Source organism: Stenotrophomonas sp. YJH_SMC_91, assembly GCF_059368495.1.
The window spans coordinates 43,038-55,350 of the sequence record NZ_JCAFRT010000018.1; the positions used below are offsets into that span (position 1 = coordinate 43,038).

General features: G+C 65.9%; 10 protein-coding genes. 6 read left to right on the forward strand and 4 right to left on the reverse strand.

Annotated features, from left to right (window positions below):
* Positions 1-20 precede the first annotated feature (20 nt).
* Entirely contained in the window at positions 21-815 is a 795-nt protein-coding gene (locus AC5P5X_RS17925; RefSeq protein WP_012481327.1) for a MetQ/NlpA family ABC transporter substrate-binding protein, read from the forward strand.
* Between the two features lie 106 nt (positions 816-921).
* Here the strand turns inward: AC5P5X_RS17925 and glpK are convergent, their stop codons facing one another.
* The 3 genes from glpK to AC5P5X_RS17940 all read right to left on the reverse strand — a co-directional run bounded on the left by glpK (position 922) and on the right by AC5P5X_RS17940 (position 4,857).
* Entirely contained in the window at positions 922-2,421 is a 1,500-nt protein-coding gene (glpK, locus tag AC5P5X_RS17930) for a glycerol kinase GlpK (protein ID WP_005414549.1), read from the reverse strand.
* Between the two features lie 105 nt (positions 2,422-2,526).
* The gene (gene glpD, locus AC5P5X_RS17935; protein WP_495216018.1) at positions 2,527-4,032 is read right to left on the reverse strand and encodes a glycerol-3-phosphate dehydrogenase; all 1,506 of its coding nucleotides are present in this window, start codon (positions 4,030-4,032) and stop codon (positions 2,527-2,529) included.
* A gap of 189 nt (positions 4,033-4,221) precedes the next feature.
* The gene (locus tag AC5P5X_RS17940; protein WP_005411140.1) at positions 4,222-4,857 is read right to left on the reverse strand and encodes an OmpW/AlkL family protein; all 636 of its coding nucleotides are present in this window, start codon (positions 4,855-4,857) and stop codon (positions 4,222-4,224) included.
* A 186-nt stretch (positions 4,858-5,043) separates the two neighbouring features.
* Between AC5P5X_RS17940 and AC5P5X_RS17945 the strand changes: the two genes are divergently transcribed.
* The 3 genes from AC5P5X_RS17945 (at position 5,044) to lpdA (ending at position 9,362) form a co-directional block, all read left to right on the forward strand.
* Positions 5,044-5,559 (forward strand): DNA-deoxyinosine glycosylase, encoded by a 516-nt coding sequence (locus tag AC5P5X_RS17945; protein WP_005411139.1) that lies wholly within the window; start codon positions 5,044-5,046, stop codon positions 5,557-5,559.
* A gap of 167 nt (positions 5,560-5,726) precedes the next feature.
* Positions 5,727-7,445, forward strand: a complete 1,719-nt coding sequence (gene aceF, locus AC5P5X_RS17950) for a dihydrolipoyllysine-residue acetyltransferase (RefSeq protein ID WP_111189469.1) — start codon at positions 5,727-5,729, stop codon at positions 7,443-7,445.
* 108 nt (positions 7,446-7,553) lie between these two features.
* Complete coding sequence (gene lpdA, locus AC5P5X_RS17955) at positions 7,554-9,362, forward strand: dihydrolipoyl dehydrogenase (RefSeq protein ID WP_279730626.1); 1,809 nt, start codon at positions 7,554-7,556, stop codon at positions 9,360-9,362.
* Between the two features lie 454 nt (positions 9,363-9,816).
* Here lpdA and AC5P5X_RS17960 read toward each other — a convergent pair whose 3' ends face one another.
* Positions 9,817-10,635 carry a hypothetical protein gene (locus AC5P5X_RS17960; protein WP_032967007.1) on the reverse strand — a complete coding sequence of 273 codons (819 nt, stop codon included), beginning with the start codon at positions 10,633-10,635 and terminating at the stop codon, positions 9,817-9,819.
* A 457-nt stretch (positions 10,636-11,092) separates the two neighbouring features.
* Between AC5P5X_RS17960 and AC5P5X_RS17965 the strand changes: the two genes are divergently transcribed.
* Together AC5P5X_RS17965 and atpB are read left to right on the forward strand one after the other, a co-directional pair.
* Positions 11,093-11,458 carry a hypothetical protein gene (locus tag AC5P5X_RS17965; RefSeq protein ID WP_006394654.1) on the forward strand — a complete coding sequence of 122 codons (366 nt, stop codon included), beginning with the start codon at positions 11,093-11,095 and terminating at the stop codon, positions 11,456-11,458.
* 31 nt (positions 11,459-11,489) lie between these two features.
* Positions 11,490-12,290, forward strand: a complete 801-nt coding sequence (atpB, locus tag AC5P5X_RS17970) for a F0F1 ATP synthase subunit A (RefSeq protein ID WP_005411134.1) — start codon at positions 11,490-11,492, stop codon at positions 12,288-12,290.
* Positions 12,291-12,313 lie beyond the last annotated feature (23 nt).

Here is a 12,313-nt window from a genome sequence, read left to right on the forward strand (position 1 = left end):
CCCCGAGAACTCCTCCGCCCATGAAGAAGACCCTGTTGCTGCCCCTGCTCGCCGCTGCGCTGGCCCTGACCGCCTGCGGCAAGTCCGGCGAGCCCTCGCAGAAGCTGGTGGTGGCCGCCACGGCCGTGCCGCATGCCGAGATCCTTGAGGTGGTCAAGCCGATCCTCAAGCAGGAAGGCGTGGACCTGGACGTGCGCGTGTTCAACGACTACGTGCAGCCCAACGACCAGCTGGTGCAGAAGCAGGTGGACGCCAACTACTTCCAGACCGAGCCGTACCTGGATGCCTACAACCGCGATCGCAAGACCGATCTGGTGAAGGTGATCGGCGTGCATATCGAGCCGTTCGGTGCCTATTCGCGCAAGGTCAAGTCGCTGGCCGAGCTGCGCGACGGTGCCGACGTGGTGATCCCGAACGACCCGAGCAACAACAGCCGCGCGCTGATCCTGCTGCACAAGGCCGGCGTGATCGAGCTGAAGGATCCGGCCAACGCGCTGTCGACCCTGCGTGACATCACCGCCAACCCGAAGAACCTGAAGTTCCGCGAGCTGGACTCGGCGATGCTGCCGCGCGTGCTGGACCAGGTCGACCTGGCCCTGATCAACACCAACTACGCGCTGGATGCGGGCCTCAACCCGACCAAGGATGCACTGGCGATCGAGAGCAAGGACTCGCCGTACGTGAACTTCCTGGTCGCGCGGCCGGACAACAAGGACGACGCCCGCGTGCAGAAGCTGGCCAAGGCCCTGACCAGCCCGCAGGTGAAGGCTTTCATCGAGACCAGGTACAAGGGCGCGGTGCTGCCGGCGTTCTGACCGGCGCTACGGACGTTCTGGCCATGCGGTCGTGCCGGCCACTGGCCGGCAATCTGCAAACGCCGCCAAGGATCATGGGGTTGCCGGCCAGCGGCCGGCACGACCTTCAGTCGACGTGGAAGGCGAGGGTGGCCGCCACGGCCTGCTGCCAGCCTGCATAGAGTTTCTCGCGGCGCGCCACTTCCATCTGTGGCTCGAAGCGCCGGTCCAGGCCCCATTGCGCGGCGATCTGCTCGCGGCTGGACCAGAACCCGACGGCCAGACCGGCCAGGTAGGCCGCGCCCAGCGCGGTGGTCTCGGTCAGCCGCGGCCGCAGCAGAGGCACCCCAAGGATGTCGGCCTGGAAGCCGGCCAGGAAGTCGTTGCCGATCGCACCGCCGTCGGCGCGCAGTTCGGTCAGCGCGATGCCCGCATCGGACTGCATCGCATCAAGCACGTCGCGGGTCTGGTAGGCCATCGCCTCCAGCGCGGCACGCACGAAGTGTGCCTTGCGGGTGCCACGGGTCAGGCCGAACATCGCGCCGCGCACATCGCTGCGCCAGTAGGGCGCGCCCAGGCCGACGAATGCCGGCACCAGATACGCGCCGCCGCTGTCCGGCACCTGCGCGGCCAGTGCCTGGCTGTCGCTGGCACGCTCGATCATGCGCAGGCCGTCACGCAGCCACTGCACCACCGAGCCGGCGATGAAGATCGAGCCTTCGAGTGCATATTCCACGCGCCCGTCCAGGCCCCAGGCAATGGTCGTCAGCAGGCCGTTGCGCGAGCGCACCGCCTGCGTGCCGGTGTGCATCAGCATGAAGCAGCCGGTGCCATAGGTGTTCTTGACCATGCCCGGCTGGAAGCAGGCCTGGCCGAACAGCGCCGCCTGCTGGTCTCCGGCGATGCCGGCGATCGGGATCGGGTGGTCGAAGAAGAACTGTGGCCGGGTGTGCGCATACACCGTGCTGGAATCGCGCACCTGCGGCAGCATCGCGCGGGGTATGTCCAGCAGCGCCAGCAGGTCGTCATCCCAGTCCAGCGTGTGGATGTTGAACAACAGGGTGCGTGCGGCGTTGCTGTAGTCGGTCACATGCGCCTGGCCGCCACTGAGGTTCCATACCAGCCAGCTGTCGATGGTGCCGAACAGCAGCTCGCCACGCTCGGCGCGTTGCTGCGCACCTTCCACGTGGTCGAGGATCCAGCGCACCTTGGTGGCGGAAAAATAGGCGTCGATCAGCAGGCCGGTGCGTTCGCGGACCAGTGCCTCATGCCCGTCGCACTTCAGTCGCTCGCAGATGGCATGGCTCTGCCGCGACTGCCAGACGATGGCATTGTGGATCGGCTGGCCGGTGGCGCGGTCCCAGACCACGGTGGTCTCGCGCTGGTTGGTGATGCCCAGCGCGGCGATATGACGCGGGTCGATCTGTTCGCGGCTGAGCAGTTCGGTCAGCGTGGCATAGACACTGGTGAGGATCTCGCGCGGGTCATGCTCGACCCAGCCGGGTTGCGGGAAGATCTGCGCGAACTCGCGCTGCGCACTGCCGACGATGTCGCCAGCACGGTCGAACAGGATCGCGCGCGAACTGGTGGTGCCCTGGTCGATGGCCAGCACGTAGCGGGGCGTCATGCAGCGTCTCCGGTGGCGATGGGGAAATCCTAATGCATCGATCGCGTCGCGCGCGGCCACCCTGGTAGCTGCCAACCTTGGTTGGCACACGTGGCAACACGGGGGTCAGAGCCCTTTCCCTGGGAAAGGGATCCGACCCCCCATCCACGCCTGCAGCCGCGCCACCTGCGCCGCATCCAGCCGCAGCCCCAGCTTGCTCCGCCGCCACAGCACGTCCTCGGCGCTACGCGCCCATTCGTGGTCGCGCAGGAAAGCCACTTCCCGCGCATGCAGGCCGCCGCCAAAGTCCTCGCCAAGATCGTTCATACCCCGCAGGCCCTGCAGCAGCTCCGCGCTGCGGCTGCCGTAGGCGCCGGCCCAGCGGCGCGCAATCTCTGCGGGCAGCCACGGTGCCAGTGCCTGCAGGCGCGAGCACGCCTGCGTGGCGTCGCCCCAGTCGCTGCCCGGCAGTGGGTGGCCCGTTGCCGTCCATGCCGGTCCCATCTGCGGCAGGGCGGGGCGCAGCAGGTCCAGCGCTTCTTCGGCCAGCACGCGGTACGTGGTCAGCTTGCCGCCCAGCACATGCAGCGCGGGCGCCGGGCCGGACTGCAACTGCAGGCGGTAGTCACGGCTCAGCTTCGCTGCACGCGGATCTGGATCGGCAAGTAGCGGGCGTACCCCTGCGAACTGCCAGACCACGTCCTGCGGGGTGATCGGCTCGCGCAGGTAGTGGTTGGCGGCCTCGCACAGGTAAGCCACCTCCGAAGGCAGCACGCTGCACCGGGCCGGGTCGCCACGGTAGTCGGTGTCGGTGGTGCCGACCAGCAGGTGGTCGTGGGCGAACGGCAGCAGGAACACCACGCGGCCATCGGGCTGCTGAAGCAGGCAGGCGCTGTCGTCGGGCCAGGGCCGGCGCAGCACGATGTGGCTGCCCTGTACCAGGCGCAGGGCGGGGCCGCCATCGCGCGCCTGCATACGTTCCAGCAGGCCTCCTGCCCAAGGGCCGGCTGCATTGGCAACGGCCTGGGCGATCACCGTTTGCTGCCGGCCGTCGGTGGCTTCCAGCGTGGCCTGCCAACGGCCCAGCACAGGGCGCAGTTCAATGCAGCGGCTGCGCACATGTACCCGTGCGCCACGCCGGGCGGCGTCCAGCGCATTGAGCAGTACCAGCCGCGCGTCATCGACCTGCGCATCGGCGTAGCTGAAGGCCTGCCGCAGCGCCGGGGAGAGCCAGGGGCCGAGCGGGTCGCGTTGCAGGTCCAATGCGCGCGAGGCGGGAAAACTCGGGCTGCGCCGGCCGAGATGGTCATACAGCCACAGGCCCGCGCGCAGCATCCAACGCGGTCGCAGGTGGGGTTCCCATGGCAGTACGAAGCGCAACGGACGGACCAGATTGGGGGCTTGGCGCCGCACCACTTCGCGTTCACCCAGTGCCTTGCGCACCAGTCCGAACTCGCCCTGTTCAAGGTAGCGCAGGCCGCCGTGGATCAGTTTGCTGCTGGCGCTGGAGGTGTGCGCGGCCAGGTCATCCTGCTCGCACAACAGCACCCGCAGGCCGCGGCCGGCCGCATCACGGGCGATGCCGGCGCCGTTGATGCCGCCACCGATCACCAGCAGGTCGACGTCGTCCATCGCGTCTCCGTGTCCTGTGTGTGCGTAGAGTCGACTGTCAGTTGACTGCCTCTTGTAGAGTCGAGCCATGTTCGACTTTTTGAAAGAGCGGTCGACTGACAGTCGACTCTACAGAACGCGGGTGACGGAAACGACGACGGGCCCCGCAGGGCCCGTCGCGTTACATCAGTGAAGCCGGTGCTGCCTGGATCAGAAGCGGGCACCGATGCCGAAGCCGACGGTCCACGGATCCATCTTGGCTTCGCCGATCTTCTCGCCGCCGACCTTCACGTCCGGACGCGAACGCATGTAGCGGGCATCGGCACGGGCGAACCAGGTGGAGTTGATGTTCATGTCCACGCCGACGGTGCCGATCACGCCCTTGGCGTCCTTGAGGCGGATGTCGGAGCTGCTGCCGTCGGCCAGCGTTTCATTGCTGAAGCTGGACTGGTAGTAGCCCACGCCCACGAACGGACGGAACACGTTGTCAGCCTGGCCGAAGTGGTACTGGCCGCTCAGCGCGACCGGCTGCTGCTCGACGTTGCCCAGGCGGGCATTGTTCGGGCCCTTCACCTTGTGGTCGAACTTGTCGGCGGCGCCCCACAGTTCAACGGCCCAGTTGTCGTTGATGTAGTAGCTGAAGCTGACGGTCGGCGCCGGGCCACCATCGACCTTCTTGATGCCGTCGATCGGATCATTCTTCGGCTGCAGCAGCGCGACGCCGCCAACCACGGCAAAATGCTTGCCCGAAGCGGTATCGGTGGAGCTGCTGTCCTGGGCGAAAGCGGCCGGCGCGAAGGCGGCGGAGGTCAGCAGGGCGAGACTCAGGATACGGATGGAGCGCATGGGGGTATCTCCTAATGTTTCTTGTTTTGGGCCCCCGGTTGCGGGGCGAGCACACCGTAGTCGCCTCAACATGAATCGAATCCGACGCGCGTTAAAAAATAGTTTTCCTTGTTCAGCGATCAGCGCGAAAAGCCTGTATCCATGGGGTTTCTGGTCGTCAGTTGCATTCATTCAGTTGGAGAAGATGTGAGCGCGGCAACGCTGTGCGTCGGCCTGCAAGCGCAGGTGAACGTGGATTGCAGGGTGCTGCTGCTGGGTTCGATGCCAGGCGTGGCATCCCTCCAGGAGCAGCGTTACTACGCGCATCCGCGCAACCGCTTCTGGCCGCTGATGGCCGATATCTGCGGTTTCGACGCGGCTCTGCCCTATGTGCAACGGCTGCAGGCGTTGAACGCCGCGGGCATCGGCCTGTGGGATGTGATCGGCCGCTGCGAGCGGCGCGGCAGCCTGGATGCCGACATCGTGCGTGGCACGGAAGTGGCCAATGCGCTGCCGGAACTGATCGCCACGCTGCCTGAGCTGAAGCTGATCGGCTGCAATGGTGGTGCCTCGCTGCAGGCATTCCAGCGCTGGGTGCTGCCACGGCTGGAAACCCCGCCGAAGCTGGTCGCATTGCCGTCGACCAGCCCTGCCAATGCGGCGTGGTCGTTGCCGCGCCTGCGCCAGGCCTGGCAGCCGGTGGCCGACGCGCGGGCGACATGAAGCGGACATCGTCCGGACAATACGCTACCGACTGGTCGCGGCCGCGACCCATGGGCAACAGCCTGTCCCGGCTGCGTGCGTACTGAAAACACCTGTAACGGTTGGCGCTGGACCCCGCTGGCCGCACAATAGACGTTTCCCTACACCAGATTGCCGGAGTTATCCCCATGGCCGAAATCAAGGAAGCACTTGTCCCCGATATCGGTGACTACAGCGATATCCCGGTAATCGAGGTGCTTGTCGCCGTCGGCGACACGGTCAAGAAGGACCAGGGCCTGGTGACGCTGGAAAGCGACAAGGCGACCATGGAAGTGCCGTCCTCGGTGGCTGGCGTGGTCAAGGAACTGAAGGTCAAGGTCGGCGACAGCCTGTCCGAAGGCAAGGTCGTGGCCCTGATCGAAGTGGCCGCAGGCGAAGCCGAAGCCGCCAAGCCGGCGGCTGCCGCGCCGGCACCGGCCAAGGCCGCTGCCCCGGCTGCCGCCACCCAGAGCGCACCGGCCCCGGCCGCAGCTGCGCCGGCCGCCCCGGCTGCCAGCGGTGGTGCGGTTGAAGCGCTGGTGCCGGATATCGGCGACTACGCCGGCATTCCGGTCATCGAAGTGCTGGTCGCCGTCGGCGACACGGTCAAGAAGGACCAGGGCCTGGTCACGCTGGAAAGCGACAAGGCCACCATGGAAGTGCCGTCGTCGGTGGCCGGCGTGGTCAAGGAGATCAAGGTCAAGGTCGGCGACACTCTGTCGCAGGGCAATGTGGTCGCCATCATCGAGGCCGAGGGCGCTGCCGCGCCGGCGCCGACCAAGGCGGCCGCTGCGGCCGCTCCGGCTGCCGCCGAGACCGCCACCAAGGTCGAGCCGGTCGCTGTGCCGGTGCAGCCGGACAAGCTGGCGGCCCGCGAGATCGCCTCGGCCGGTACCCCGTCCAGCCCGCCGGTGCAGTTCAACGCCGATGGCGTGCTGCCCGCCAAGGTGCCGTATGCCACCCCGGCGGTGCGTGTGTTCGCCCGCGAACTGGGCGTGGACCTGCTGCAGATCAACGGCACCGAGAAGGGTGGCCGCATCACCAAGGGTGACGTGCAGAAGTTCGTCAAGGCCGCCCTCAGCGGTGGCGCGCCGGCTGCCGGCGGTGCTGCTGTCGCTGCCGGTGGTGGCCTGAACCTGCTGCCGTGGCCGAAGGTCGACTTCAGCAAGTTCGGCGAGACCGAAGTGCAGCCGCTGTCGCGCATCAAGAAGATCTCCGGTGCGAACCTGGCCCGCAACTGGGCGATGATCCCGCACGTCACCCAGTTCGAGCAGGCCGACATCACCGATCTGGAAGGCCTGCGCGTGGCGCTGAACAAGGAGAACGAGAAGGCCGGCATCAAGCTGACCATGCTCGCCTTCCTGATCAAGGCCAGCGCCGCAGCGCTGAAGAAGTTCCCGGAGTTCAACGCCTCGCTCGATGCCAGCGGTGAAAACCTGACCCTGAAGAAGTACTTCCACATCGGCTTCGCCGCCGACACGCCGAACGGCCTGGTCGTGCCGGTGATCCGCGACGTGGACAAGAAGGGCGTGGTGCAGATCGCGCAGGAAACCGGCGAACTGGCCAAGAAGGCGCGCGACGGCAAGCTCGGCCCGGCCGACATGAGCGGCGGCTGCTTCTCGATCAGCTCGTTGGGCGGCATCGGCGGCACCGCGTTCACCCCGATCGTCAATGCACCGGAAGTGGCCATCCTCGGTGTCTCCAAGTCGTCCATCCAGCCGGTCTGGAACGGCAAGGAATTCGCACCGAAGCTGATGCTGCCGCTGTCGCTGAGCTACGACCACCGCGTCATCGACGGCGCCCTGGCCGCACGCTTCACCACGTACCTGTCCCAGGTACTGGCCGACATGCGCCGCGTGCTGCTGTAAGGCACCCGCTTCGCCCCCACCGTGCGGCCGCAGCCCCTGGCGCGGCCGCGTGAACAGATGCAGTGACAGCCCACCGGCCATGCCGGGCGGGCATGAGGAAAACCCACCATGGCCACGATTGAAGTCAAGGTTCCCGACATCGGCGATTACAGCGATGTGCCGGTGATCGAAGTGTTGGTCGCCGTCGGCGACACGGTGAAGAAGGACCAGGGTCTGGTAACCCTGGAATCGGACAAGGCCACCCTGGAAGTGCCGTCCTCGGCTGCCGGCGTGGTCAAGGAGATCAAGGTCAAGCTGGGCGACACCCTGTCCGAAGGCGCCGTGGTCGTGGTGCTGGACGCTGAAGGCGCCGCCGAAGCCCCGGCCAAGGCCGCTGCGCCGGCTCCGGCTGCAGCCGCTCCGGCCAGCAAGCCCCCGGTGACCCCGTCGCACCGCGCCCCGGCCGAACCGGCTGCGCCGAAGCCGGCGCTGTCCAGCGGCAAGCCGGCCGACATCGAATGCGAGATGGTCGTGCTGGGCTCGGGCCCGGGCGGCTACACCGCCGCCTTCCGCGCTGCCGACGTCGGCCTGGATACGGTGCTGGTCGAACGCTACGCCAGCCTCGGCGGCGTCTGCCTCAACGTGGGCTGCATTCCGTCCAAGGCGCTGCTGCACGCCGCAGCCGTCATCGACGAAGTGGCCCACGCGGGTGATTTCGGCGTCGAATTCGGCAAGCCGACCATCACCCTGGACAAGCTGCGCGAGTACAAGGAAAAGGTCGTCAACCAGCTGACCAAGGGCCTGGCTGGCATGGCCAAGCAGCGCAAGGTCCGCAACGTGCAGGGCGTCGGCAAGTTCATCTCGGCCAACGAGCTGGAAATCACCGCTGCTGACGGCAGCACCCAGCTGCTGCGCTTCCAGAAGTGCATCATCGCCGCCGGTTCGCAGGCGGTGAAGCTGCCGAACTTCCCGTGGGACGACAAGCGCGTGATGGATTCCACCGACGCGCTGGAGCTGGCCGAAGTGCCGGGCTCGCTGCTGGTCGTCGGCGGCGGCATCATCGGCCTGGAAATGGCCACCGTGTACAGCGCGCTGGGCAGCAAGGTCACCGTGGTCGAGTTCATGGACCAGCTGATGCCGGGCGCCGACAAGGACCTGGTCAAGCCGCTGGCCGACCGCCTGAAGAAGCAGGGCATCGAAGTGCACCTGAAGACCAAGGCCTCGGGCGTCACCGCCGATGCCAAGGGCATCACCGTCACCTTCGAAGCCGCCGAGGAAGGCCAGACGCCTGCGCTGGCGCAGGGCACCTTCGACCGCGTGCTGGTGGCCGTGGGCCGCTCGCCGAACGGCAGGAAGATCGATGCCGAGAAGGCCGGCGTGCAGGTCACCGACCGTGGCTTCATCCCGGTCGACCGCCAGATGCGCACCAACGTGCCGCACATCTTTGCCATCGGCGACATCGTCGGCAACCCGATGCTGGCCCACAAGGCCACGCACGAGGGCAAGCTGGCCGCCGAAGTGGCTGCTGGGCACAAGAAGGAATGGGTGGCCCGCGTGATTCCGTCGGTGGCCTATACCAACCCGGAAATCGCCTGGGTTGGCGTGACCGAGACCGAAGCCAAGGCCAAGGGCCTGAAGGTCGGCGTGGCCAAGTTCCCGTGGGCCGCCAGTGGCCGCGCAATCGGCATCGGCCGCACCGAGGGCTTCACCAAGCTGATCTTCGACGAAGAAACCCACCGCATCATCGGCGGTGCGATCGTCGGCGTGCACGCCGGTGACCTGCTGGCCGAGATCGGCCTGGCGATCGAGATGGGTGCAGAAGCCGAAGACATTGGCCACACCATCCATGCCCATCCGACGCTGAGCGAGTCGGTGGCGATGGCCTCGGAAATCTACGACGGCACGATCACCGATCTGTACATGCCGAAGAAGAAGTAAGGCGCCCGCGCCGTTCCGAACGAAAAGCCCCGGTTTCTGCCGGGGTTTTTTGTTGGCTGCAGGAATGTCTTCGGCTGTTGTCATCGCGAGGGTCCGGGCCACTGCGCGGGTGGCAGGCATTTCGACAAATGTCCCCCGTCGCCCGCCTGTGGCGGTCGCCTCCTCCTTTACTTTGTCGAAACGCCCGCCACCCGCGCAGTGGCTCGGCTTGCGGATAGTCAGAGCCAGTGCCAAAGCCGCCCGGATTCCTGACACGCGGGGGGAGAGGGGCTTGTGTGCGAAGTAAAGGAGGAGGCGTCGGCCGTAGGCCGGCGCCGGGGGACATTCGCACGCAAGCCCCTCTCCCCCCGCGCTCGACCAACCTGCTTCTCTGCTCGACGATGCCACAAAAAACGCGGCCCCGATGTTCCGGAGGCCGCGCCAGGAGAGAGGGTGCCGTGGAAGGGGCGGGGGATCAGAACACGAAGCTGATACCGGCCACCGGGCCCTTGAATTCCTGCTTCAGGCCGACAGTACCGTCGCTGCCCTTCTTGTCCACGTCCAGCTTGAACCAGTCATAGCCGGCGAACACGCCGAAGTTCTTGGTGAAGCGGTAATCGACGATGGCATTGGCGCGGCTCAGGTCGCCCTTGTAGTCATCGAAGCTGCCCCAGCGCGTGTTGAGGTACTGGCCCTGCAGCGTGATCATCCAACGCTCGGACGGAGTGAAGGTCATGCGGGCGCCCACCACGGGTGCCACGCCATCGGCCTTCTCGTCGAGGAACTGGCCTTCGTACACCGTGCCCAGGTCGGCGTAGCCCTTGGTGCTGACCTTGGCGTATTCGCCACCGATCTGCAGGCCGAGGTCGAAGGTGTCGGTATCAACCACCGAGTAGTCATAGACCAGGCTGGCCACCTGGTACTTCAGCTCACCCTTCACGAAGCTGCCGGCCGGCACGTTCTCACCGCCGAAGGAAATGCCCTGGTCGAGGGTCTCGCGGCGGTCCTTGTCGTACTTGAAGTAGTTGAACAGGAGGCGCTGACGGTTGCTGATGCGGAACATGCCGTCGATGCGCGGCTCCCATTCCTTGCCACCCAGCTTGAAGTCCTGGTTCAGGGAGATGTCCTGGCCGGCCACGGTGGTGCTGCCGCGGAGGGTGTTGTCCGAATCGATGTTCATCGCACCCAGACGGATGGCAAAGCGGTCATCGCCTTCGGCGGCGTGGGCCGCATTGGCGAACGAGGCGCCGGCAGCGAGCAGGGAGAGGGCGAGCAGGGTGGGTACGGGGCGCATCGAAGAGTCCTTGCAGTGGTTCATCAGAATGAAGGCCACTGTGCCGGACAGGCCCGTCCACCATGCGTGAACGTATGGTCCATGGCATGTGTACGGTTCAGTGCTGTCGCGACGATGCAAAAAGATGGCCCCGGAGCCGGGCTTCGGGGCCATCGTGGGACCTGCGGGGCGGAGCCGACGAGGATGCTGCAGGCAGGTCGAATGATCGGACCGGCATGTCTGACGAAAGTTCCGCAGCCTGCGACCAAAGTTCAATAGTGCGTCGCAACATGGTGCGGACGTCATTGTCCCCCTGGTGGCACGCAAAAATGTAACCGTTACCGCAACTTGCGGCTTCCAGGGATGAACAGGGAGCGGTTGTCTCGCAAATTGTCCCATTGCTATAATTTGGCGGCTCGATGAGGCCCCCCTGCTGTAGCCGCCTCAGCCCTCCACTTGCAACCACGCGGGACGTCCTGTGCTGAACTCCGTTGATGCGGGTCGGCGACTGATGCTGCGCGCCGCGGTCTACCCGCTGGCCGCAGTGGCTGTCCTGGCCCTGGCCTTCCTGCTGGTAGGTCCGAAATACGCCCTCGGCGCGCTGGCGTCCGGTGTGGCCATTTCGGCCGGTGGCTGGGTGGCGGCACGGATGGCACTGGGCGGTGGGGCACTGGCCGCAGGATCGGCGATGGCTCGCCTGATCATTGCGATCGTGGCCAAGTGGGTCGTGGTTTTCGGCGTCCTGCTGGTGGGGTTCCTGGTCTTCAAGCTGCCTGCATTGGCGCTGTTGGCCGGTATCGCCGTCGGCTTGATGTTCCAGGTCCTGGCGATGGCCAGGCGTTGACAGAATTCAATTAACTGAAGGTTCCGGACACATGGCGGGCGAGGCTCTAACCCCTACCAGCTACATCCAGCATCACCTGCACAACCTGACCGCGCCGGTCGGCAAGGGTGAGGGTATGTTCTGGCATATCCACGTCGATACCTTCCTCACCGCGGTCCTGATGGGCCTGGTGATCGTTGTCGCGTTCTGGCTGGGCACCCGCAAGGCCACCGCCGGCGTGCCGGGCAAGTGGCAGGCCTTCGTTGAAATCTGCCTGGAGTTCGTCGACCGCCAGGCCAAGGACACCTACCACGGCAAGAGCAAGCTGGTCACGCCGATCGCCATCACCATCTTCTTCTGGATTCTGCTGATGAATCTGCTGAAGATGATCCCGGCCGATTTCATCGCCAAGCCGCTGGAATGGGCGGGCGTGCACTACTGGAAGCCGGTGCCGACCGCTGACGTCAATGCCACCCTGGGCATGGCCATCAGCGTGTTCTTCCTGATGCTGTTCTTCGCGCTCAAGTCCAAGGGCCTGGGCGGCTTCATCAAGGAATTCCTGACGGCCCCGTTCGGCAAGTGGATGATGCCGTTCAACCTGATCCTCAACATCGTCGAGTGGCTGAGCAAGCCGATCTCGCTGGCGATGCGACTGTTCGGCAACATGTTCGGCGGCGAAATCGTGTTCCTGCTGATCTGGGTGCTGGGTGGTGCCGGTTTCTTCGGTGCCATTGCCGGTGGTGTGTTCGGCCTCGGCTGGATGCTGTTCCACCTGCTGGTGATCCCGCTGCAGGCCTTCATCTTCATGATGCTGTCGATCGTGTACCTGAGCCTGTCGGAAGACGCTCACTGAGTTTCAAGCTTCAACGCGTTTCA